The sequence below is a fragment of the Pedobacter aquae genome, from assembly GCF_008195825.1.
Lineage (GTDB): Bacteria > Bacteroidota > Bacteroidia > Sphingobacteriales > Sphingobacteriaceae > Pseudopedobacter > Pseudopedobacter aquae.
Genome location: NZ_CP043329.1, coordinates 52,195 through 74,645 on the forward strand (window position 1 = coordinate 52,195; position 22,451 = coordinate 74,645).

Annotated in this window: 30 protein-coding genes and 4 pseudogenes; 30 read left to right on the forward strand and 4 right to left on the reverse strand. The window is 35.8% G+C overall.

Features of this window, described 5'->3' with window-relative positions:
* Positions 1 to 75: 75 nt before the first annotated feature.
* On the reverse strand, positions 76 to 462 hold the full coding sequence (locus FYC62_RS00260) for a hypothetical protein (protein WP_039453597.1): 387 nt from the start codon (positions 460 to 462) through the stop codon (positions 76 to 78).
* Between the two features lie 240 nt (positions 463 to 702).
* Between FYC62_RS00260 and rplC the strand changes: the two genes are divergently transcribed.
* The 30 genes and pseudogenes from rplC (at position 703) to dnaK (ending at position 17,702) form a co-directional block, all read left to right on the forward strand.
* Positions 703 to 1,320, forward strand: a complete 618-nt coding sequence (gene rplC, locus FYC62_RS00265; RefSeq protein WP_039453679.1) for a 50S ribosomal protein L3 — start codon at positions 703 to 705, stop codon at positions 1,318 to 1,320.
* 1 nt (position 1,321) lies between these two features.
* Entirely contained in the window at positions 1,322 to 1,951 is a 630-nt protein-coding gene (gene rplD, locus FYC62_RS00270; RefSeq protein WP_039453599.1) for a 50S ribosomal protein L4, read from the forward strand.
* A gap of 1 nt (position 1,952) precedes the next feature.
* On the forward strand, positions 1,953 to 2,243 hold the full coding sequence (gene rplW, locus FYC62_RS00275) for a 50S ribosomal protein L23 (RefSeq protein WP_039453601.1): 291 nt from the start codon (positions 1,953 to 1,955) through the stop codon (positions 2,241 to 2,243).
* A gap of 7 nt (positions 2,244 to 2,250) precedes the next feature.
* Entirely contained in the window at positions 2,251 to 3,075 is an 825-nt protein-coding gene (gene rplB / locus FYC62_RS00280; RefSeq protein WP_039453603.1) for a 50S ribosomal protein L2, read from the forward strand.
* A complete protein-coding gene (gene rpsS / locus FYC62_RS00285) occupies positions 3,075 to 3,341 on the forward strand; it encodes a 30S ribosomal protein S19 (protein WP_026904294.1) in 267 nt (88 codons plus the stop codon). Before rplB ends, rpsS begins: the two co-directional genes overlap by 1 nt.
* Before the next feature lie 6 nt (positions 3,342 to 3,347).
* Entirely contained in the window at positions 3,348 to 3,707 is a 360-nt protein-coding gene (gene rplV / locus FYC62_RS00290) for a 50S ribosomal protein L22 (RefSeq protein WP_026904295.1), read from the forward strand.
* 10 nt (positions 3,708 to 3,717) lie between these two features.
* Positions 3,718 to 4,509 carry a 30S ribosomal protein S3 gene (gene rpsC, locus FYC62_RS00295; RefSeq protein WP_039453606.1) on the forward strand — a complete coding sequence of 264 codons (792 nt, stop codon included), beginning with the start codon at positions 3,718 to 3,720 and terminating at the stop codon, positions 4,507 to 4,509.
* Positions 4,510 to 4,550: 41 nt separating this feature from the next.
* Entirely contained in the window at positions 4,551 to 4,973 is a 423-nt protein-coding gene (gene rplP, locus FYC62_RS00300) for a 50S ribosomal protein L16 (RefSeq protein WP_026904297.1), read from the forward strand.
* A 75-nt stretch (positions 4,974 to 5,048) separates the two neighbouring features.
* The gene (rpmC, locus tag FYC62_RS00305) at positions 5,049 to 5,267 is read left to right on the forward strand and encodes a 50S ribosomal protein L29 (protein WP_039453609.1); all 219 of its coding nucleotides are present in this window, start codon (positions 5,049 to 5,051) and stop codon (positions 5,265 to 5,267) included.
* Positions 5,268 to 5,281: 14 nt separating this feature from the next.
* Positions 5,282 to 5,535 (forward strand): annotated as a pseudogene (gene rpsQ, locus FYC62_RS00310) (30S ribosomal protein S17).
* 1 nt (position 5,536) lies between these two features.
* A pseudogene (gene rplN, locus FYC62_RS00315) lies at positions 5,537 to 5,904 on the forward strand (50S ribosomal protein L14).
* Position 5,905: 1 nt separating this feature from the next.
* Positions 5,906 to 6,274 (forward strand): 50S ribosomal protein L24, encoded by a 369-nt coding sequence (gene rplX / locus FYC62_RS00320; protein ID WP_149073504.1) that lies wholly within the window; start codon positions 5,906 to 5,908, stop codon positions 6,272 to 6,274.
* Positions 6,246 to 6,815, forward strand: coding sequence for a 50S ribosomal protein L5 (rplE, locus tag FYC62_RS00325; protein WP_039453615.1), 570 nt, complete (start codon positions 6,246 to 6,248; stop codon positions 6,813 to 6,815). The genes rplX and rplE overlap by 29 nt, the downstream gene beginning before the upstream one ends.
* Positions 6,808 to 7,077, forward strand: a complete 270-nt coding sequence (rpsN, locus tag FYC62_RS00330) for a 30S ribosomal protein S14 (protein WP_026904303.1) — start codon at positions 6,808 to 6,810, stop codon at positions 7,075 to 7,077. Before rplE ends, rpsN begins: the two co-directional genes overlap by 8 nt.
* A gap of 75 nt (positions 7,078 to 7,152) precedes the next feature.
* Positions 7,153 to 7,551 carry a 30S ribosomal protein S8 gene (gene rpsH, locus FYC62_RS00335; protein WP_026904304.1) on the forward strand — a complete coding sequence of 133 codons (399 nt, stop codon included), beginning with the start codon at positions 7,153 to 7,155 and terminating at the stop codon, positions 7,549 to 7,551.
* Positions 7,552 to 7,567: 16 nt separating this feature from the next.
* Positions 7,568 to 8,125 (forward strand): 50S ribosomal protein L6, encoded by a 558-nt coding sequence (gene rplF / locus FYC62_RS00340; RefSeq protein WP_039453618.1) that lies wholly within the window; start codon positions 7,568 to 7,570, stop codon positions 8,123 to 8,125.
* A 5-nt stretch (positions 8,126 to 8,130) separates the two neighbouring features.
* On the forward strand, positions 8,131 to 8,487 hold the full coding sequence (gene rplR, locus FYC62_RS00345; RefSeq protein ID WP_026904306.1) for a 50S ribosomal protein L18: 357 nt from the start codon (positions 8,131 to 8,133) through the stop codon (positions 8,485 to 8,487).
* Between the two features lie 12 nt (positions 8,488 to 8,499).
* Positions 8,500 to 9,018: a 30S ribosomal protein S5 gene (rpsE, locus tag FYC62_RS00350; RefSeq protein ID WP_039453621.1), complete on the forward strand. Its 519-nt coding sequence runs from the start codon at positions 8,500 to 8,502 to the stop codon at positions 9,016 to 9,018.
* A 4-nt stretch (positions 9,019 to 9,022) separates the two neighbouring features.
* On the forward strand, positions 9,023 to 9,202 hold the full coding sequence (gene rpmD, locus FYC62_RS00355; protein ID WP_026904308.1) for a 50S ribosomal protein L30: 180 nt from the start codon (positions 9,023 to 9,025) through the stop codon (positions 9,200 to 9,202).
* A 5-nt stretch (positions 9,203 to 9,207) separates the two neighbouring features.
* On the forward strand, positions 9,208 to 9,654 hold the full coding sequence (gene rplO, locus FYC62_RS00360) for a 50S ribosomal protein L15 (RefSeq protein WP_039453623.1): 447 nt from the start codon (positions 9,208 to 9,210) through the stop codon (positions 9,652 to 9,654).
* Positions 9,655 to 9,657: 3 nt separating this feature from the next.
* Positions 9,658 to 10,992, forward strand: a complete 1,335-nt coding sequence (secY, locus tag FYC62_RS00365) for a preprotein translocase subunit SecY (protein WP_039453626.1) — start codon at positions 9,658 to 9,660, stop codon at positions 10,990 to 10,992.
* A 6-nt stretch (positions 10,993 to 10,998) separates the two neighbouring features.
* Entirely contained in the window at positions 10,999 to 11,784 is a 786-nt protein-coding gene (map, locus tag FYC62_RS00370; protein ID WP_149073505.1) for a type I methionyl aminopeptidase, read from the forward strand.
* Positions 11,785 to 11,854: 70 nt separating this feature from the next.
* A complete protein-coding gene (gene infA / locus FYC62_RS00375) occupies positions 11,855 to 12,073 on the forward strand; it encodes a translation initiation factor IF-1 (protein WP_013633164.1) in 219 nt (72 codons plus the stop codon).
* Positions 12,074 to 12,077: 4 nt separating this feature from the next.
* Positions 12,078 to 12,194, forward strand: a complete 117-nt coding sequence (gene rpmJ, locus FYC62_RS00380; RefSeq protein WP_081659260.1) for a 50S ribosomal protein L36 — start codon at positions 12,078 to 12,080, stop codon at positions 12,192 to 12,194.
* 32 nt (positions 12,195 to 12,226) lie between these two features.
* Positions 12,227 to 12,603, forward strand: a pseudogene (rpsM, locus tag FYC62_RS00385) (30S ribosomal protein S13).
* 57 nt (positions 12,604 to 12,660) lie between these two features.
* Positions 12,661 to 13,008: a 30S ribosomal protein S11 gene (rpsK, locus tag FYC62_RS00390; RefSeq protein ID WP_149075811.1), complete on the forward strand. Its 348-nt coding sequence runs from the start codon at positions 12,661 to 12,663 to the stop codon at positions 13,006 to 13,008.
* A gap of 61 nt (positions 13,009 to 13,069) precedes the next feature.
* The gene (rpsD, locus tag FYC62_RS00395; RefSeq protein WP_026904314.1) at positions 13,070 to 13,678 is read left to right on the forward strand and encodes a 30S ribosomal protein S4; all 609 of its coding nucleotides are present in this window, start codon (positions 13,070 to 13,072) and stop codon (positions 13,676 to 13,678) included.
* A gap of 86 nt (positions 13,679 to 13,764) precedes the next feature.
* The gene (locus FYC62_RS00400; RefSeq protein ID WP_026904315.1) at positions 13,765 to 14,757 is read left to right on the forward strand and encodes a DNA-directed RNA polymerase subunit alpha; all 993 of its coding nucleotides are present in this window, start codon (positions 13,765 to 13,767) and stop codon (positions 14,755 to 14,757) included.
* A 92-nt stretch (positions 14,758 to 14,849) separates the two neighbouring features.
* Positions 14,850 to 15,380 carry a 50S ribosomal protein L17 gene (gene rplQ, locus FYC62_RS00405; RefSeq protein ID WP_149073506.1) on the forward strand — a complete coding sequence of 177 codons (531 nt, stop codon included), beginning with the start codon at positions 14,850 to 14,852 and terminating at the stop codon, positions 15,378 to 15,380.
* Between the two features lie 411 nt (positions 15,381 to 15,791).
* Positions 15,792 to 17,702: a molecular chaperone DnaK gene (gene dnaK / locus FYC62_RS00410; protein WP_149073507.1), complete on the forward strand. Its 1,911-nt coding sequence runs from the start codon at positions 15,792 to 15,794 to the stop codon at positions 17,700 to 17,702.
* 79 nt (positions 17,703 to 17,781) lie between these two features.
* Here dnaK and FYC62_RS00415 read toward each other — a convergent pair.
* The 3 genes and pseudogenes from FYC62_RS00415 to FYC62_RS00425 form a co-directional block, all read right to left on the reverse strand.
* A pseudogene (locus FYC62_RS00415) lies at positions 17,782 to 18,680 on the reverse strand (nucleotidyltransferase family protein).
* A 162-nt stretch (positions 18,681 to 18,842) separates the two neighbouring features.
* On the reverse strand, positions 18,843 to 21,332 hold the full coding sequence (locus FYC62_RS00420) for a S9 family peptidase (protein ID WP_149073508.1): 2,490 nt from the start codon (positions 21,330 to 21,332) through the stop codon (positions 18,843 to 18,845).
* Positions 21,332 to 22,441, reverse strand: a complete 1,110-nt coding sequence (locus FYC62_RS00425; protein WP_149073509.1) for a M42 family metallopeptidase — start codon at positions 22,439 to 22,441, stop codon at positions 21,332 to 21,334. Before FYC62_RS00425 ends, FYC62_RS00420 begins: the two co-directional genes overlap by 1 nt.
* Positions 22,442 to 22,451 lie beyond the last annotated feature (10 nt).

Genomic DNA, 22,451 nt, shown 5'->3' on the forward strand with positions numbered 1-22,451 from the left:
TTAGATTATTATAATTTTTACCGACTAAAATCTTATGAAATGAAGTAATTTGCGCTTAATAAGCTGATTTTCTTTTTATAAAATAATAATTTGCTCCCCATTAATTTTAACTTTTCTTTCATCAAAAGTATATGTCCCTTCTTTGGTTTTAAGGAGTAGATGGTTTACTTTCAAGCCTGTTTGATAGAAAGTGTCTTGGGTAATTTTATCCAGATAAAATTCAACAGGCATACTGCTTGAGCTGTCTACAGCCAAACCAGTTAAAGAATCAGCAATAACTTTTATTTTTTCGCCCGAGTTTAAATTATAGTAGTTGCCGCTTTTAACAATAGGTTTTTCAAATGAAGTACCTGTTGGTGTGATATCTACATTCTTGTTTTCCTCTTTGGAAGATGTTTGATAACAAGCGGTTAAGATTGTTGTAGAAAAAGTAATGAGAACTTTAAGCGATAATGATTTCATATTAAAGTGATAGGTTCTGTATTTATGACAACAATTAGTCCGCTTTTCTTAAGGCTCTTAAATCTTTAAAACAGAGATTAAATTTTGGGCTATTACAGTCAGAAGAAAAATATGAAAAATAAACTTATAACTGTTTGATTATTAATAACTGTTTCTTATCTTTGCCGTCCCTTTTGGGAATATTGTATCCACCTTGAACGAAGCCCTACTGCTTCGATGGGTGTTAATTTAATTATAGAAATGTCAGGAATTATTGGAAAAAAAGTAGGAATGACCAGCATTTTCGACGCAGAAGGTAAGAATATACCTTGTACTGTTATCGAAGCTGGACCTTGTGTGGTAACACAAGTGAGAACCGTCGAGAAAGATGGCTATGCTGCTGTTCAGTTAGCTTACGACGAGAAGAAAGAAAAAAACACCACTGCTTCATTGAAAGGTCATTTTGAGAAAGCTGGAACTACTCCTAAGCGTAAGCTTGTTGAGTTTAAGTATTTCGTAGAAGAGAAATCTTTAGGTGATGTTGTTGATGTTAATCTTTTCTTAGAAGGTGATTACGTAGATGTAGTTGGTACTTCTAAAGGTAAAGGTTTTCAAGGTGTTGTAAAACGCCACGGTTTTAGCGGTGTGGGTATGCAAACTCACGGTCAGCATAATCGTTTAAGAGCTCCAGGTTCATTAGGTGCGTCTTCATTTCCTTCAAGAGTATTTAAAGGAATGAGAATGGCAGGAAGAACAGGTGGTTCTAGGGTTAAAATTCAAAACCTTCAGATCGTTAAAGTTTTTGCTGAGCAAAATTTATTAGTTGTTAGTGGTTCTATACCAGGAGCAAAGGGTTCGTACGTATTAATCGAGAAGTAAGATGGAAGTTAAAGTATTAAACATCTCAGGTAAAGAAACAGGTGCCAAGGTGCAACTTTCTGAGGAAATCTTCGGTATTGAGCCTAATGACCATGCGATTTATTTAGACGTAAAACAGTATTTGGCAAATCAACGTCAAGGTACTCACAAGTCTAAACAACGTAATGAAATTGCTGGATCAACTAGAAAATTGTACAAGCAAAAAGGTACAGGTGGCGCTAGAGCAGGAAGTATTAAATCTCCATTATTTAATGGTGGTGGTAGAATCTTCGGTCCTCAACCACGTGATTACAGCTTTAAATTGAACAAAAAGTTAAAAGAAGTTGCTCGTAGATCTGCGCTTTCTTACAAAGCTCAAGATAACAGCGTTTTAGTATTAGAAGACTTCACTTTTGATTCTCCAAAAACTAAAAACTTTATCAGCTTATTAAACGCTTTAAATTTTGCTAATGAGAAAACATTAGTTGTGTTAGCAGAAGCAAACCAAAACGTTTATTTAGCAAGCAGAAATCTTCAGAAGGCTAAAGTTATTACAGCAGATCAGTTAAATACATATGATGTATTAAACGCAGGAAAATTAGTATTAACTACCGGTTCGGTAAAAACATTGGAGGAGGCATTAGCTAAGTAATATGGAAATTTTAAAAAGACCCGTTCTTACAGAAAAAGCCGCTGTGTTAACTGAAAAATTGAACCGTTATATTTTCCAGTGTGATCACAGAGCTAATAAATTGCAAATTAAATCTGCAATTGAGGCCATGTATGGTGTTACTGTAGATGCAGTAAATACTATGGTTGTGGTAGGTAAAAACAAAACCAGATCTACTAAGACTGGTGTAGTACAAGGTAGAATAGCTAAATATAAAAAAGCTATTATTACTTTAAAAGAAGGTGAAACTATTGACTTTTATAGCAATATATAATTAAAAAATGGGCTTAAGAAAATTTAAACCAGTAACCCCAGGAACACGTTTCAGAGTTGGCGCTGATTTCACTGAAATCACTACAAGAACTCCTGAAAAGACTCTTGTTGTAAAAAGCAAGAAATCTGGTGGTCGTAACAATACTGGTAAAATGACTATGCGTTATCTCGGTGGGGGTCACAAGCAATTGTACCGATTGATAGATTTTAAACGCGATAAAAAAGATATCCCCGCAACTGTAGCAACAATCGAGTACGATCCAAATCGTACTGCCCGTATCGCCCTGTTACATTACGCTGATGGAGAGAAGAGATATATCATCGCTCCAGAAGGCTTACAGGTTGGACAGAAAGTTGTTTCTGGTGACAATGTAGCTCCTGAAGTAGGAAATACAACAACATTAGCTGGTATTCCATTGGGTTCTATTATTCATAACATTGAATTGAATCCAGGAAGAGGAGCTCAAATTGCAAGAAGTGCTGGTTCTTACGCTCAGTTAGCGGCAAGAGATGGTAAATATGCAACTATTAAAATGCCTTCTGGTGAAACTCGTCTGATTTTAGTTACTTGTACAGCAACTATTGGTACTGTATCTAATTCAGAACATTCAAATGAAGTTTTAGGTAAAGCCGGCAGAAAACGTTGGTTAGGCCGTCGTCCAAGAGTTAGAGGTGTTGCAATGAACCCTGTTGATCACCCTATGGGTGGTGGTGAAGGTAGATCTTCTGGAGGTCACCCACGTTCAAGAAAAGGTTTATTGGCGAAAGGCTATAAAACTCGCGACAAAAAGAAATATTCAGATCGTTTCATCATTGAGAGGAGGAAAAAATAATGGCTCGTTCAATTAAAAAAGGACCATATATAGATCATAATGTAGAGAGAAAAGTTTCTACAATGAATGATTCAGGTAAGAAAACTGTAATCAAAACTTGGTCAAGAAGATCAATGATATCTCCGGATTTCGTAGGTCACACATTCGCAGTACACAACGGAAATAAATTTATTCCGGTTTATGTAACCGAGAACATGGTTGGTCATAAGCTTGGAGAGTTTGCTCCAACCAGAACATTTAGAGGTCACTCTGAAAAGAAAAGATAATAAGAAATGGAAGCAATAGCAAAATTAAATAATTGCCCTACTTCTCCTCGTAAAATGAGACTGGTTGTTGATTTAATCAGAGGTGAACGCGTAGAAAAGGCACTTTATATCCTAAAATATACCAATAAAGAAGCAGCTATAAGAGTTGAGAAACTATTATTATCTGCCATTAAAAATTGGGAGTTAAAAAATGAGGGTCAACGTCCTGAAGATGCTCAACTATTTGTGAAAACAATTATGGTTGATGGTGGTCGTCAGTTGAAACGTTTAAGACCTGCACCTCAGGGTCGTGGTTATAGAATACGTAAGCGTTCTAACCATGTAACTTTGGTAGTAGATAGCAAAAATGTAGAACCTCAAAACTAATTAAGAAGAAATGGGACAAAAGGCTAATCCAATAGGGAACAGATTAGGAATCATCAGAGGATGGGATTCTAACTGGTATGGTGGTAATAACTATTCTGATAAATTAGTTGAGGATGAAAAGATTCGTAAATACCTTTCAGTGCGTATAGCAAAAGGTGGCGTATCTAAAGTTGTTATCGAGAGAACATTAAAACGTATAACTGTTACTATTCACACTGCTCGCCCGGGTATTGTAATCGGTAAAGGTGGTTCAGAAGTTGATAAAATCAAGGAAGAGTTAAAGAAATTAACTAAGAAAGATGTTCAAATCAACATTTTTGAAATCAAGAGACCTGAACTTGATGCAAAATTGGTTGCAGACGGTGTTGCGAAACAATTAGAAGCTCGTATCTCTTTCAGAAGAGCTATGAAAACTTCTATCGCATCAACTATGAGAATGGGCGCAGAAGGAATTAAAATTATGTGCTCTGGCCGTTTAGGTGGCGCAGAGATGGCTCGTTCTGAACAATATAAAGACGGTAGAATTCCTCTACACACTTTCAGAGCTGATATTGATTATGCTTTAGGTGAAGCATTAACTACTTATGGTAAAATCGGTATCAAAGTATGGATTTGTAAAGGTGAAGTTTACGGTAAGAGAGATTTATCTCCAAATATCGGAGCTAGCGCAGGTAAAGGTGGAAAAACTGAAGGTTCTTCAAACTTTGCTCCAAGAGGTGGTGATCGTGGTGATAGAAAAGGTGGTAACAACCGTGGTGGAAACCGTGGTGGAGCCGGAGGAGCCAATAGAGGTAAAAGATAATTCAGTTAGAAACTATCGTTTAACGATTAAAGAATAAAGTAATGTTACAGCCAAAAAGAACGAAGTTCAGAAAAATGCAGAAGGGCAGAATGAAAGGCCTAGCCACTCGTGGTGCTGAGCTTGCATTCGGTTCATTCGGAATAAAATCACTGGAAGAGTGCTGGATTACCAGCCGCCAGATAGAAGCAGCCCGTATCGCGGTAACACGTTTTATGAAACGTGAAGGCCAAGTATGGATTCGTATTTTCCCAGACAAACCAGTTACCAAAAAACCTGCAGAAGTACGTATGGGTAAAGGTAAAGGTGCGCCTGAGTATTGGGTTGCAGTTGTAAGACCAGGTAGAATCCTTTTCGAAGCAGAAGGTGTACCTTTTGAAGTTGCAAAAGAAGCTATGCGTCTTGCAGCTCAGAAATTACCGGTTCAAACTAAGTTTGTAGTACGTAGAGATTACGTAGAAGCATAAAACCAGTTTTTAGTTTTTTTTGTTGGCCGTTACCTAACAAAGACAGCTTAAACTAAACTAATTACTAATAGTAAAATGAAATACGCAGAAATTAAAGCGCTGGCCACAAATGAAATTGTTGCCAGAATTCAGGAAGAAAAAGCGACTATGACCAAGTTGAAATTTGCACATGCAGTTTCTTCAATAGAGAATCCTACTAGAATTCATAATTCTAGAAAGATTATTGCTCGCTTAAGTACAGAATTAACTCAGCGCCAAGCGCAAGCTAAGGCAGCTTCTGAAAGTAACTCATAATTTTTAGAGTCGAAATGGAAAGAAAATTAAGAAAAACAAGAATTGGGTTAGTGGTGAGCAATAAGATGGATAAATCTATTGTAGTGAGTGTGGAAAGAAAAGTAAAGCACCCAATTTATGGTAAGTTCGTAAAGACGACTACCAAATTTATGGCTCATGACGAGAAAAATGATTGCGGTGTTGGAGATACCGTTTTGATCATGGAGACACGTCCTCTGAGTAAGAACAAAACTGGAGATTAGTTGAAATTTTAGAAAGGGCTAAGTAAGATGGTACAACAGGAATCACGATTAAACGTAGCCGACAATTCTGGAGCTAAAGAAGTTTTAGTTATCAGAGTGTTAGGTGGTACCGGTAAAAGATATGCTTCTATTGGTGATAAAGTGGTAGTAACTGTGAAAGCAGCACTTCCATCAGGAAACATCAAAAAGGAACAGTATCTAAAGCTGTAGTAGTTAGAACGAAGAAAGAAATCAGAAGAAAAGATGGTTCTTATATCCGTTTTGACGATAACGCGGCAGTATTGTTAAATAACCAGGACGAACCAAGAGGTACTCGTATCTTTGGCCCGGTTGCAAGAGAACTGCGTGAAAAACAATTCATGAAAATAGTATCATTAGCACCGGAGGTTTTGTAAAATGGAAAATAAGAAAAAATCACAACCTAAATTAAATATCCGTAAAGGAGATTTAGTAACGGTTATCGCCGGAGACTCTAAAGGTCAACAAGGTAAAGTAGTTGAAGTAAGAATTAAAGAAAACAGAGCTATCGTTGAAGGTGCTAATATGGTTTCTAAACATTCTAAACCTAGTGCTACTAATCCTAATGGTGGTATAAGTAAAATGGAAGCTCCTATTCATATCTCTAACTTAGCATTAGTTGATCCTAAAACAGGTAAAGCTACAAGAGTTTCAAGAAAGAGAACTGAAGACGGAAAAGTTGTTAGAATAGCTAAAAATCTGGGGAGGAAATTAAGTAATGGCTTACGTACCAAGATTAAAAGATAAATACAAGGCAGAAATCGTTGATGCTCTTAAGGATAAATTCCAATATAAGAGTGTTATGCAAGTGCCTAAGTTGACGAAAATTGCAATCAACCAAGGTGTTGGTGCAGGCGTTACTGATAAAAAAATAGTTGAAGCTGCTATCGTAGAATTAACTACCATAACCGGACAACAAGCTGTTGCAGCAAAGTCTAAAAAAGATATCTCTAACTTTAAATTGCGTAAAGGTATGCCAGTAGGTGTACGTGTAACTTTACGTGATAACAAGATGTATGAGTTCTTAGACCGTTTAATCGCAGTTGCTTTACCACGTATCCGTGACTTTAAAGGTATTAATGATAAAGGTTTTGATGGAAACGGAAATTATACTTTAGGTGTATCAGAACAAATTATCTTCCCTGAGATTAACATTGATAAAATCAATAAAATCCAAGGTATGGATATCACTTTTGTAACTAGCGCTGGAACTGATGTTGAAGCCTTAGAGTTACTTAAACAATTCGGATTACCATTTAAAAATCAAAATAAAGTTAACAATGGCTAAAGAAGGTGTAAAAGCTCGCGAAATTAAGCGTCAAAAGTTAGTAGCAAAGTTTGCTGCTAAAAGAGAAGAATTAAAAGCTGCTGGAGATTTTGCGGGATTAGATAAATTACCAAAAAACTCTTCACCTGTTCGTTTACACAATCGTTGTAAATTAACTGGTCGTCCAAGAGGTTACATGCGTCAGTTCGGTATTTCAAGGGTTACTTTCCGTGAAATGGCACTTGCAGGTAAGATTCCAGGGGTTAGAAAAGCAAGCTGGTAATTAAATTAAAAGAATAAAGAATTTTTTTGTACTTTTGCGGTCCAAAAAAATTCTTTTTATTTATATAACAATAAAATGTATACAGATCCAATAGCAGATTATCTTACAAGAGTAAGGAATGCCATCAAGGCCAACCATAGGGTTGTTGAAATTCCTGCATCGAACCTGAAAAAAGAAATTACAAAAGTTCTTTTTGATAAAGGTTATATCACGAACTATAAGTTTGAGGATAACGATGCGCAAGGCACAATTAAAGTTGCATTAAAGTATCATCCAATTACTAAAGTTCCTGCTATTCGCACCATAACAAGAGCGAGTAAACCAGGTTTGAGAAAGTATGCAGGTGTTAGTACTATGCCACGAGTATTAAACGGTTTAGGCGTTGCAATTATGTCAACTTCAAAAGGAGTTATGACTGATAAAGAAGCCAGACAGTTAAATGTAGGTGGTGAAGTTTTATGTTACGTTTATTAATTAGGAGGAGAAAGAGATGTCAAGAATAGGAAAAGCCCCGATTTCAATCCCTAGTGGAGTAACGGTTACAGTTTCTTCAAATAATTTAGTTTCTGTAAAAGGACCTAAAGGAGAATTAAGTCAACAAGTTGATGTTGATATCATCGTTGAGCAAGAAGATAATACTTTATTAGTTAAACGTCCTTCAGATCAAAAACGTCATAAAGCTTTACACGGCTTATACAGAGCCTTACTTAACAATATGGTTGTTGGTGTAACAGAAGGTTACAAATTAGAGCAAGAATTAGTAGGTGTTGGTTACAAAGCGTCTAACCAAGGAAATACACTAGATTTAGTTCTAGGATATTCTCACCATATCGTTTTTGCTTTACCTCAAGAGATTAAAGTTTCAACAACTTCTGAAAAAGGTAAAAACCCAACGATCATTTTAGAATCTATAGATAAGCAATTGCTTGGTCAAGTTGCAGCTAAGATTCGTTCATTCAGAACTCCAGAACCTTACAAAGGTAAAGGTATTAAGTTTGTAGGTGAGCAGTTAAGAAGAAAAGCAGGTAAGTCAGCAGCTAAAAAATAATTGTTATGGCAGGAAAAGTAAAATTATCCCGTAGGGAAAGAATAAAAAAAGGTATCAGAAAAAGAGTTTCTGGTTCTACAGAGCGCCCTCGTTTATCTGTTTTCAGAAGTAACAAAGGTATTTATGCTCAAATTATTGATGATATAGCTGGTAAAACTATTGTTTCAGCATCATCAGTAGAGAAGGATTTCAGTGCAAATGGTAATAAAGTAGATCAATCAAAAGAGGTTGGTAAAAAAGTTGCAGAGAAGGCTATTGCTGCTGGAATTAAACAAGTAGTTTTTGATAGAAACGGTTACTTATACCACGGACGTATTAAGTCTTTGGCTGAAGGTGCCCGTGAAGCAGGTTTAATATTTTAATTTCAGAAGCAGATGTCAACTATCAATATAAAAAGAGTAAAAGCAAACGAGATTGAATTAAAGGATCGTTTGGTTAGCATCCAACGTGTTGCTAAAGTTACCAAAGGTGGTCGTACTTTCAGCTTTTCAGCTATCGTAGTTGTAGGTGATGAAAACGGCGTTGTAGGTTATGGTTTAGGAAAAGCAAAAGAGGTTACTGAAGCAATTGCTAAAGGAATTGATGATGCGAAAAAGAACTTAGTTAAAGTTCCTATCATTAATGCTACTATACCTCATGAGCAAATCGGTAAATTTTCTGGAGGTTTTGTTTTCTTAAAACCTGCTTCAAATGGTACTGGTGTTATTGCTGGTGGTGCGATGAGAGCAGTTTTAGAATCTGCAGGAATTCATAACGTACTTGCAAAATCAAAAGGTTCTTCAAATCCACATAACGTGGTTAAAGCTACAATTTCAGCATTGTCTCAATTGAGAGATGCTTATACTGTAGCCCATAACAGAGGTGTTTCATTGAGTAAAGTATTTAACGGTTAATACGATGGCTAAGATCAAAATAACTCAAATTAAGAGCGTGATCGATAGAAGTGAACGCCAAAAAAGAACTATCCAAGCTTTAGGATTAACTAAAATTAATCAAAGCGTTGAGGTAGAAGCTACTCCGTCAATCATCGGAATGGTTAAAGCAGTAAATCATTTGGTAGCAATCGAAAAAGTTTAATTACCATGAATTTAAGTAATTTAAAACCTGCAGAAGGTTCAGTAAAAAATAGAAAAAGAATTGGTCGTGGTACTGGTTCTGGACGTGGAGGAACATCTACACGTGGTCATAAAGGAGCTGGTTCACGTTCTGGCTATTCTTCAAAAGTTGGTTTTGAAGGTGGACAAATGCCTTTACAACGTCGTGTTCCTAAAGTTGGATTTAAAAATCCTAACCGTATCGAGTATGTAGGTATCAATCTAGATGTTCTACAAGGTTTAACAGAGAAATTTAATCTTTCTCTAGTAGATTTTGAAGTAATGAAAGAACACGGTTTAGTATCTAAAAATGATTTGGTAAAGATTTTGGGTAGAGGCGAATTAAAAGCTAAATTAGAAGTAAAAGCACATGCATTTACAGCTGCCGCATCAAAAGCAATTGAAGCTGCCGGTGGTTCTGTTGTTAAATTATAATTAATGAAGAAGCTGTTCACAACTTTATCCAATATTTGGAAAATTGAAGAATTAAGAGTGCGTATTTTATACACACTCTTAATTCTTTTAGTTTATAGAATTGGTTCATTTATCGTATTGCCAGGAGTAGATCCTGCGTCTTTAGATACAGGTGAGGCCAAAGAAGGTTTATTAGGTTTACTTAATATGTTTGCAGGAGGTTCTTTCTCTAGAGCTTCTATTTTCGCATTAGGGGTAATGCCTTATATTTCCGCATCTATCGTGATTCAATTATTAGGGATTGCGGTTCCTTATTTTCAGAAATTGCAAAAGGAAGGTGAAAGTGGAAGAAAGAAGATTAATCAAATCACGCGTTATTTGACTATTGTAATCACTGCTTTACAAGCTATAGGGTACGTTAAATCTCAAATTACTCCTGATGCCAGACTTATCGCTGAGCCGCTTTTTAGTATTACCTCTATGGTAGTATTAACAGCCGGAACAATGTTTGTGATGTGGATGGGTGAGAAAATAACGGATAAAGGTATTGGTAATGGTATTTCATTATTAATCATGGTGGGTATTATTGCCCAGCTTCCTTATGGTATTTCAGCAGAGTTCTTAAGTAGACAAAATGGTCAAGGAGGTTTAATTGCTTTCTTTATTGAGTTTGTTGCCTTATTTGCAGTTGTGATGTTCACGGTATTGATTATTCAAGGAACTAGAAAAGTGCCTGTACAATACGCTAAAAAGATTGTTGGAAACAAACAATATGGTGGTGTTAGACAGTACATCCCTTTGAAGCTTAATGCTGCTGGTGTTATGCCTATCATTTTTGCTCAAGCAATTATGTTTATTCCTTCAACTATCGGACAGTTTTTTCCAGAAGCTCAATCTTCTTTATTAACTTCTTTTAGTGATTATACATCTTTAGCTTATAATTTAACTTTCGCTATTTTAATCATCCTGTTCACTTTCTTTTATACAGCCATTACGATTAATCCTAATCAAATGTCTGATGATATGAAAAAGAATGGCGGTTTTGTACCAGGTGTAAAACCAGGAAAAACAACGTCCGATTATATTGACGGAGTTATTTCCAAAATCACCTTACCAGGTTCTATATTTTTAGCTATTATAGCAATTTTACCTTCAATAGCAATTATTGCTGGAGTTAACTCACAGTTTGCACATTTCTTTGGAGGTACATCTTTATTGATATTAGTAGCTGTAGTTTTAGATACTTTACAGCAAGTAGAAAGTCATTTGTTAATGCGTCATTACGATGGATTAATGAAAACAGGTAGAATTAAAGGACGTAATCCTGTAGGTGCAACAACTACTGGTCCTGCTATTTAATATTCCATGCCTAGAGTTATTTTAAAGACAGCAGAAGAGATAGAGATGATTAGGGAGAGTTCTTTGTTAGTAGCTAAAACCCATGGTGAGGTTGCTAAGATAATTGGTCCAGGAATTACTACTCAGAAGTTGAATGATTTAGCAGAAGAGTTTATTAGAGATAACGGTGGCATACCAGCTTTTCTAAATTATAATGGATTCCCTTACTCGCTATGTATTTCTTTAAATGATCAGGTAGTGCATGGCTTTCCTGGAAAGTATGTTCTTAAAGAAGGAGATATTGTTTCTGTTGATTGTGGTGTAGTTAAGAATAATTTTTACGGTGACTCTGCCTATACTTTCGCAATTGGTGATATAGATGAGGAGGCTGAAAAATTATTAAGAGTAACCAAAGAATGTCTTCTTAAAGGAATAGAAAAAGCTGTAGCAGGTAACAGAATAGGTGATTTAGCTTATGCTATTCAAGAGCATGCAGAAAGCAATGGTTTTGGAGTGGTAAGAGAGTTGGTAGGACATGGCGTTGGCCATAGATTACATGAAAAACCAGAAGTACCTAATTACGGTAAAAGAGGAGTAGGCATAAAGTTGGAAGAAGGAATGGTTCTAGCAATAGAGCCTATGATAAATGCGGGAAGAGCTGGTGTTAAATTTTGGGATGATGGATGGACAGTATCAACTGTAGATAAGAAACCATCAGCTCATTTTGAACACACGGTGGCAGTTAAAAAGGGCAAAGCAGATGTCTTATCGTCCTTTACGTACATTGAAGAAGTTTTAAATAATAAAATTTAAATATTAAAAAATTTTATTTAATTTTGCAGCCCGCTTTAGTGGGTAGAATTAAATAAATAATAATTATTATATGGCTAAACAATCCTCTATTGAGCAAGACGGAGTAATTAAAGAAGCATTATCAAATGCGATGTTTCGTGTTGAATTAGAGAACGGTCATGAGATCATAGCACATATTTCTGGTAAGATGAGGATGCACTACATCAAAATTTTACCAGGCGATAGAGTGAAACTGGAGATGTCTCCTTATGATCTTACTAAGGGTAGAATTACTTATAGATATAAATAAGAAAATGAAAGTTAGAGCATCCATTAAGAAGCGCAGCGCTGATTGTAAGGTGATCCGTAGAAAAGGAAAATTATACGTGATCAACAAAAAGAACCCTAAGTACAAGCAACGTCAAGGTTAATCGAAAATTTTTAAACTATCAACAAATAATAAATGGCAAGGATAGCAGGTATAGATTTACCAAAAAACAAAAGAGGAGAGATCGGCCTTACTTATATTTTTGGAATCGGTAGAAGTACAGCACAGTCAATTTTGGCTCAAGCTGGAATAGATTTCAATAAAAAGTTCAAGATTGGACCGATGAAGAATTAACAGCCATCCGTAACATCATTTCAGAATCAATCAAAGTTGAAGGACAACTACGTTCTGAGGTACAATTAAACATTAAACGTTTAATGGATATTGGATGTTACAGAGGATTACGTCACAGAAAAGGCTTACCATTACGTGGACAGAGAACTAAAAACAACTCTCGTACTCGTAAAGGAAAGAGAAAAACTGTTGCTAATAAGAAAAAGGCTACTAAATAATAATTGATAGTAAAAAATGGCTAAGTCAAAAAAGTTACTAAAAAACGTGTTGTTGTTATTGAACCAGTTGGTCAAGCACATATCAACGCTACCTTTAATAACATAATCATTACTCTTACAAATAATCAAGGACAAACTATTTCTTGGTCTTCAGCAGGTAAGCAAGGTTTTAAAGGTTCTAAAAAGAATACACCTTATGCAGCGTCACAAGCAGCAATTGATTGTGGAAAAGCAGCACACGATTTGGGTTTACGTAAAGTTGAGGTTTTTGTAAAAGGTCCAGGTTCAGGTCGTGAGTCTGCAATCCGTACATTACAAAACTCAGGTTTGGAAGTTACAACTATAAAAGATATAACTCCACTACCTCACAATGGATGTCGTCCTCCTAAAAGAAGAAGAGTTTAATAAATTTTAAAGCTAAGATTCTCCTAGCGTTTGGTTAGGATGATACTTTAAACACAATAAAATGGCAAGATATACCGGACCAAAGTCCAAAATCGCTCGTAAATTCAGAGAGCCAATTTTCGGCCCTGATAAAGCATTAGAAAGAAAAAATTATCCTCCTGGGCAACATGGTGCTTCTAAAAGAAGAGGAAAGCAATCAGAATATGCTGTTCAGTTAATGGAGAAACAAAAAGTAAAATACACTTATGGTGTATTAGAAAAGCAGTTCTCTAACTTATTCAAAAAAGCATCTTCAAGAGAAGGTATTACTGGTACAAATTTATTACAGCTTTTAGAAGCTCGTTTAGATAATACGGTATATCGTTTAGGCATCGCTCCAACAAGATCAGGTGCTCGTCAATTAGTTTCTCACAGACACATCATGGTAAATGGTGAAGTTGTTAATATCCCTTCTTACACTTTAAGAGCTGGCGATGTTATTGAAGTTCGTGAGAAGTCAAAATCACTAGAAGCAATTAGTAACTCGGTAGCTGGCCGTACTATTAATAAACACAACTGGTTAGAGTGGGATGCAAAAACCTTAACTGGTAAATTATTACAGTATCCAGATCGTGATAGTATTCCTGAAAATATTAAGGAAAACTTAATCGTCGAGTTGTACTCTAAATAATGATAAAATGATTAATTGCCAATTTCTAACGAAGTTGGCAATTAGTTGTTTATCTAAGAATTAACGATAAAACATAAGGCAAATAAATGGCAATTTTAGCATTTCAGAAACCTGACAAGGTAATTATGCAGAAATCTACAGATTTTGATGGTACGTTTGAATTTCGTCCGTTAGAACCTGGTTTTGGTGTTACTATAGGTAACGCTTTAAGAAGAATCCTGTTATCTTCATTAGAAGGTTACGCAATTACCTCAGTTCGTTTTTCAGGTGTATCACACGAGTTTTCTACCATCAAAGGTGTGGCAGAAGATGTTGTAGATATCATCTTAAATTTAAAACAAGTTCGTTTTAAGAAAACAGGCGAGTCTGGTGATTCAGAAAAAATCTTTGTGATCATCAACGGTCAGGAAAGTTTCAAAGCTGGAGATATTTCTAAGTTCTCTAATAATTTTGAGGTTTTAAACCCTGATTTTGTTATTTGCAACATGGAAGACTCTGTTACTTTAGAGATTGAATTAACAATTAATAAAGGTAGAGGTTACGTTTCTGCTGAGGAGAATAAAAATGCTGACGCTGTAGTTGGTGTTATTGCTATAGATTCAATCTATACTCCAATCAAAAATGTTAAATATACTATTGAGAACTATCGTGTTGAGCAAAAGACTGACTACGAGAAGTTGTTATTAGATATTTCTACTGATGGTTCTATCCACCCTGAAGAAGCTCTTAAAGAAGCTGCTAAAATTTTAATTCAGCACTTTATGTTATTCTCTGATGAGAATTTAGTATTAGAGTCTCAAGCAAAAGAAGAAACTAAAGAAGTTGATGAGGAAGTTTTACACATGCGTAAAATCTTAAAAACTGAATTGGTTGACTTAGATCTTTCTGTAAGAGCTTTAAATTGCTTAAAAGCAGCTGATATTCGTTCATTAGCAGAATTGGTTTCTTATGATGTTGCTGATATGTTAAAATTCAGAAACTTTGGTAAGAAATCATTAACAGAGATTCAAGAACTAGTAAAATCAAAAGGATTATCTTTTGGTATGAACTTGTCTAAATTTAAATTAGACGAAGAATAATCTTTTAAAGATTATATAAAAGCGAAAATCTCGCATAATTCCCGGCTCGCCATAGGGGCTTGAGCTGACGGTATGCGAAAATTAATATAGTAATGAGACACGGAAAAAAAATTAATCATTTAGGTCGTACAGATAGTCACCGTAAGGCGATGTTATCTAACATGGCATCTTCGCTTATTTTACACAAGCGTATTACTACAACCTTAGCAAAAGCAAAAGCTTTACGTACTTATGTAGAGCCTATCTTAACTAAGTCTAAAAATGATACTACTCACTCTCGTCGTACAGTATTCCAATTGCTACAAAACAAAGAAGTTGTTACAACTTTATTCCGTGAAGTAGCTGAGAAAATTGCATCAAGACCGGGTGGTTACACTCGTATCATTAAATTAGGTAATCGTTTAGGTGATAATGCTTCTATGGCTATTGTAGAATTGGTAGACTTTAATGAAGTTTACGGTACTGAAGCTAAAGTTGAGAAAAAATCAACTCGTAGAAGAGGTTCTGGTAGCAAAGCTAAAGTTGCAGCACCTGCTGTAGTTGCAGAAACAACTGAAGAAGTTGTTGAAGCACCAGCACAAGAAGAAGCATCTAATGAAGCTTCTGAAGAAGAAAAAGCATAATTATCTTAACAAGATATTAAGAAAACCCTAGTCATTTGGCTAGGGTTTTTTTGTTGACTTTTTTATTAATTTTTTTGAGTTTTGAAATATTTACGACCATGTTTATTTATAAGGTTAACCTAGGAAAAGCTAATACTAGCAATACCCCGCGTAAAATAGACCGGATAGCAATGGTATTGGCGCAGTTTACGGAGCCAATAAGAATGGATAGCCGGACTAGCGTATGATATAAAAAACTGCTATTGCTCTTCAAAATAAAATCTGACAACATGTCATTCTTAGGGTGTGTATTTTGTCTTTAAAATCTATAGCTTTTGAAATTATGGATATAAAATCCTGTCAAAATTCTATTGGCATAGGCATTGATAATGTTGGTTTATTAAAGATTTGTAAATAATAAATTTATATAGTATGTCAAAAATTATTGGTATAGACTTAGGAACAACAAACTCTTGTGTTGCGGTAATGGAGGGTAACGAACCTGTAGTTATAGCAAACAGCGAGGGAAAGCGTACAACGCCATCAATTGTAGCATTTGTTGAAGGTGGTGAGCGTAAAGTTGGTGATCCTGCAAAACGCCAGGCTATTACTAACCCTACTAAGACTATTTATTCTGTAAAGCGTTTTATGGGTAACAGCTTTGATGAAGTTACTAAAGAGGTTGGGCGTGTTCCTTATAAAGTTGTTAAAGGAGATAACAATACGCCGAGAGTGGAGATTGATGATAGAAAATATACGCCTCAGGAAATTTCTGCAATGACGCTTCAGAAAATGAAGAAAACTGCAGAGGATTTTTTAGGAACTGAAGTTACCGAAGCTGTTATTACAGTACCAGCTTATTTTAACGATGCGCAAAGACAAGCAACTAAGGAAGCTGGTGAAATTGCAGGTCTTAAAGTAAGAAGAATTATAAACGAGCCTACTGCTGCGGCTCTAGCTTATGGTTTAGATAAAACCAATAAGGATATGAAAATTGTTGTGTTTGACTGCGGTGGTGGTACACATGACGTTTCTATCTTAGAGTTAGGTGACGGTGTTTTTGAAGTTAAATCTACAGATGGTGATACCCATTTAGGTGGTGATGATTTTGACCAAGTAATTATAGATTGGTTATCTGAGGAGTTTAAAGTTGAGAACGGAATGGATTTAACCAAAGATCCGATGGCTTTACAACGTTTAAAAGAGGCTGCTGAAAAAGCTAAGATTGAGCTTTCTAGTGGTACTTCTACAGAGATAAATTTACCGTATATTACCGCTGATGCTAGTGGACCAAAGCACTTGGTACGTAATTTATCAAGAGCGAAATTCGAATCATTAGCAGGTGATTTGATAAAACGTACGATAGATCCATGTAAATCTGCTTTGAAAAATGCAGGTTTATCAACTTCTGATATTGATGAGATTATCTTAGTTGGTGGTTCTACACGTATCCCGGCTATACAAGAAGCGGTTGAGAAGTTCTTCGGCAAAGCGCCTTCTAAAGGCGTTAACCCTGATGAAGTTGTAGCTATTGGTGCTGCCATTCAAGGTGGTGTTTTAACTGGTGAGGTTAAAGATGTATTGTTATTGGATGTTACTCCGCTTTCTTTAGGTATTGAAACTATGGGTGGCGTAATGACAAAATTAATTGACGCTAATACAACCATTCCTACTAAAAAATCTGAGACTTTCTCTACAGCGTCAGACAATCAGCCATCAGTGGAGATTCATATCTTACAGGGCGAGCGTCCAATGGCAAAAGATAACAGAACTATCGGGCGTTTTCATTTAGATGGTATTCCACCAGCGCCAAGAGGAGTGCCGCAAGTTGAAGTAACTTTTGATATTGATGCTAATGGTATTTTACATGTAGGTGCTAAAGATAAAGCAACTGGTAAAGAGCAAAAAATAAGAATTGAAGCATCTTCTGGTTTATCTGATGATGAAATCAAGAAAATGAAAGAAGAGGCAGAGAGAAATGCTGAATCTGATAAACAAGCAAAAGAAGAAGCGGATAAGATTAATGCTGCTGATGCTTTAGTATTCTCTACAGAGAAACAATTGAAAGAATACGGAGATAAAATTCCTGCTGATAAAAAAGGAGCTATTGAGGATGCTTTAAAAGCACTTAAAGATGCTTACGCAGCTAAGAATTTTGCTGATATTGATGCAGCTTCAGAGAAATTAAATACAGCGTGGGCTGCAGCTTCTGAAGATATGTATAAAGCAGGAGCCGAAGCAGAGGGACAAGCACAAGGTGCACCTCAGGATAATGCTTCAGCTGGTGCTGATGATGTTACTGATGTAGACTTCGAGGAAGTGAAAGACGAAGATAAGAAGTAATAAGTTTACAGATTAAAAGAGAAGCCTGATTGAATTTTTCAATCAGGCTTCTCTTTTTTATGCTATTTGTATAGCTATTTTACCAAAGTTTGCTTGGGTAAACACCAGTTTGTACCAATTTATTTATACTTTCTTGTACAATAGGTTTATCTTCTTTGTAAGTAACGCCAAACCATTTTTCGTCTGTAGGGATTACTTTAAAAGAAGCTTCTTTAGATTTGATTAAATGATCTGCAATTAAAGGAATAAAAAATTCTGCTTTTGGTTTATCTTCATTTGCAGCAACAAATTGTGTGAAAAGTTTTTCTGCAATAGGGAATACAGAAGGAGTAAAGCCCCAGAAGTTCATAGAAACAGGCGTAGAAGCCGGAAGTTCTACTTTTTCATCGTTTTCTTCGTAGTAAATCTTACCATTTTCTGGAAATACTTTTGTACGTTCGTTAATAGCGGCAAGCTCATCACTGTCATTTGTTTGGCAAACACCTCTAGAAACCGCTCCGTTTTCAGATAATGTATTCCCTATTTTATAACCAACCATGCAATATTTATCCTCAGCAGATTCGTTATTTAAGAATTGAACCATTTTTTCAAATGCTTCAAAGCCATAATAATCATCGGCATTAATGACACAGAAGGGCTCATGAATTTGATTTTTAGCTTCTAAAATAGCATGTCCGGTTCCCCAAGGTTTTTCTCTGTATATTTCTTTATCTATACCGTATTTTTTAAATCAAAAGTTTGAAAAACATAGTCTGTTTCTACTTTTCCTTTTAGTTTAGGTTCAAAAATAGCCTTAAAGTTTTCTGCAAACTCTTCACGAATGATGAATGATATTTTTCCAAATCCAGCGTTTATGGCATCGTAAATAGAATAATCAATAATGGTTTCTCCATTAGGACCAAATCCATCAATTTGTTTCATACTGCCATAACGGCTGGCCATCCCCGCGGCTAAGATTAATAAAGTAGGTTTTTTCATATACATAATAGTTCTAACCCATTCGTTTTTGGGTAGCTTAAAAATTGCTCTAAATTAAAGAAATATTTTATGTTAAAGATAAACTTCTTTAAAGCGTTCATGTTAAATTCAATGTTCTGTAGCCTTGCAATTCTCTTGCCTAAAATTGTGAAATTTAGAAAATTACTTTTTTAAAGAACTATTGATTTGTTTATCGCCATCTTTCTTATTTTTCACATAAGTTTTTAACCAATTATCCATTTCCCATAACATATGTAGTACAGATTCTTTGGCTCTATAGCTATGCGCCTCATTAGGTAATAAAACAAACCTACTTGTAGCACCATGACCTTTTAATGCGCTGTAAAATCTTTCGCTTTGTACAGGAAATGTACCCGAGTTATCATCTGCTTCGCCATGGATTAAAAGTATTGGCGTTTTAATTTTATCGGCATAAGAAAAAGGAGACATTTTATAATAAACGTCTGGACTTTCCCAATAAGTTCTTTCCTCTGCTTGGAAACCAAAAGGGGTAAGCGTTCTATTATAAGCGCCACTTCTAGCTATACCGGCGGCAAATAAATTGGTATGGGCAAGTAAATTAGCGGTCATAAATGCTCCGTAAGAATGGCCTCCAACGGCTATCTTTTTAGGGTCGCCAACGCCTAAATCATTTACTTTATTGATGGCTGCTTGAGCATTTTCTTTCAATTGTTCTATAAAAGTATCATTTGGCTGGTCATTACTTTCTCCAACAATAGGCATATCAACATTATCTAAGACGGCAAAACCTTGTGTTACCCAAAAGATAGGGGAAGCCCAAGATATACGCGTAAATTGATAAGGAGAACCTTTAACTTGGCCTGCTGCTGCTGCTGTTTTAAATTCGCGAGGATAAGCCCACATGAGTACAGGCAGTCTTCCTTGTGAAGTTTGATAATCTTTCGGTAGGTATAATACCGCATTAAGATTCAATCCATCTGCTCTTTTATAGCTGATAGGCTTTTTAATCACTCCAAAAAGCTCGGGATTTGGATTTGGGAAGAAGGTAAGTTGTGTTTGGTTTCTTCTATTCAAATCTATGCTGTAATAATTTGTAGGCTCTATGTTAGATTCTCTACTAATTAAGAGTTTGCTTTGGTTAGCAAAATAAATTGGCCTTTCATAGAAAGGGGCTTTAGACCTAAAAAGGGTATCTGTAACTTTAGTTTTAACATTGAATTTTAACAAGAAAGGTCTGTTTCCTTGAGGTGAAGCTCCTTCTGATATAGAAAAAATATTAATGTTGCTAGGGTCTGTAACTCTTTTAAGCGAGTTGTATTCTAGTAATAAAACATTTTTATTGAACTCATTTTTAACTGTAACAAATTGTCCTGGGTCACTATAGGCATCTTCATAATACCTGTCCCAAAGGTTTACACGATAGCTTTGATTACCTGGTTTGATAAAAACACGGCGTTCGGCTCTGGTTTTCCACCATCTTTCTGTAAGGATAGCAATTTGGTCATCTCCCCAAACAATATCATTAAATCTTAAATAGCAAGAAGCTAGTTTTACAGGTTTATCATCGCCTATTAAATTTTGCATGTATACGATATCTCTGATAGAAACCCGTTCCGACGGATCTCCTTGGTCTTGCGCTTCTACCCAAATATAAGTTTGAGGTTTGTCTGCTCTCCATTGAAATTCTCTTGGACCTTTAATAACGGCATCAAAGCCAGAAGGTAATTTATCTGCTAAAGGTACCTGAGCAAGTTTTTTTGTGAGTTTACCATATTTGTCAAAAATTTCAACATCGTAAGGGAATCTGCTGACAGGCACATAATAAGAATAAGGTTTAGTAACTGTCCAAACCATCACCATATTACCATCTGGCGAAAAGCTAAAGTTTCTATAAATTCCGGGTCTGTTAAAGTTTACAGCTTGCCCATTTAAGTAAACCATTTTTATTTGCGCTGTTAGGTGGTCATCAAAAAGCAGCTCGTCGTATTGGTTTTTGAGTAAGTCTTGATAAGTTCTGGCCGGAGATTTTCCACCTAAATTTTCCGTAATGATTGGGCCATCAGGCGTGAAATCTTGTTCTGGAAGTGCTTTGCGGTTGTCAACGATGAATTTAGCTAAGATAGCGGTTCCATCTGGTGCCCATTCCATCAACTTTCCATAGGTATCATTTAAAGGGAAGTTAGTTAATCTTTGTGCTACTCCAGTGCTGGTAGAAGCTACCCAAAGTTGAACTTCGTTATCTAAAAATACAGCAAATGCCAACTGGTTTTCTGTAGGGGAGAAAACTAAGTGACCAACTTGTGCATCTTTGGGAAGGCTAGTAATGGGGAACTCTTTATCAGATTCAATATTTTTTAGCGTAACGGATGAATATTTAGCAATTCCATTACTGCTGCTATTTGTTGCGTTGATACGTAAACCTGCTAGTTTTAATAAAGGTTGAGAGATTTCTTTGATAGAAGGATAGCCTGGCTCTTGTAAAATAGCCATAAATTTACCTTTACCACTAATCACGATATTTCTATTTACCGTGTTTTCTATGATGCTGGTAATTTCTTTAGGCGGTTTTTGGTAACCATTAAGGTCTTGTGCTACTGCTTTAAAAGCAAACAAAGCCGGAATAAGGTATATCCCGGCTATAGTTAAAATTCTTTTGGTTCTCCTGTTCATTACTTGATGTATCTGAAATCCTGATTCTTCTTAATATTTAACAACGAGTGATAGATGAGTTTAATTACATTGTCTACATCTTCTTTGTGAACCATTTCTACGGTAGTATGCATGTATCTTAGCGGTAGAGATATTAAAGCTGATACCACACCGTCATTAGAATAAGCAAAAGCATCTGTATCTGTGCCTGTAGAGCGAGATGAAGCTTGTCTTTGGAAAGGAATTTCGTTTTTAACAGCGCTATCAATTAACAGTTTATTAAGATTGTTATGTACCGCCGGAGCGTAAGAAATAACGGGCCCTTTACCACAAGATAAATCTCCTTGTGTTATTTTACTAATCATAGGTGTGGTGGTATCGTGGGTAACATCGGTAATGATAGCCACATCGGGTTTTATTTTATGAGCTATCATTTCTGCACCTCTTAAACCAATTTCTTCTTGAACAGCATTGACAATATAAAGCCCAAAAGGTAATTTGGTTTTGTTTTCATGTAAAAGTCTCGCCACTTCGGCAATCATGAAACCACCTACGCGGTTATCTAATGCTCTCCCAACATAATAACGGTCGTTAAGCACCATAAACTCATCTTCATAAGTAATTACACAACCCACATGGATACCTAGTTTTTCTACCTCTTCTTTTGAAGTGCATCCGCAATCAAGAAAAATATTTTTTAATTGAGGCGTTTCTTCTTTTTCGCCACCATGACGGGTGTGGATAGCTGGCCATCCGAAAACAGCTTTTACTATTCCTTTATCTGTATGGATATTTACCCTTTTAGAAGGCGCTATCTGATGGTCTGAACCACCATTTCTGATGACATAGATTAAGCCATCGCTGGTGATATAATTTACAAACCAAGAAATTTCATCGGCATGAGCTTCAATAACAACTTTATAGTCTGCTTTAGGATTAATAACCGCTACCGCTGTGCCATAATTGTCTACATAATGCTCATCTATATACGGTTTGATATAATCTAGCCATATTTTTTGTCCTTCCCACTCAAAACCTGTAGGAGATGGGTTGTTGATATATTGTTCTAAAAATGTTAGCGATTTTTTATTTACTACTTCTGCTTTCTTCTGCTCTTTTTTCTTAGCCATATTGATATAA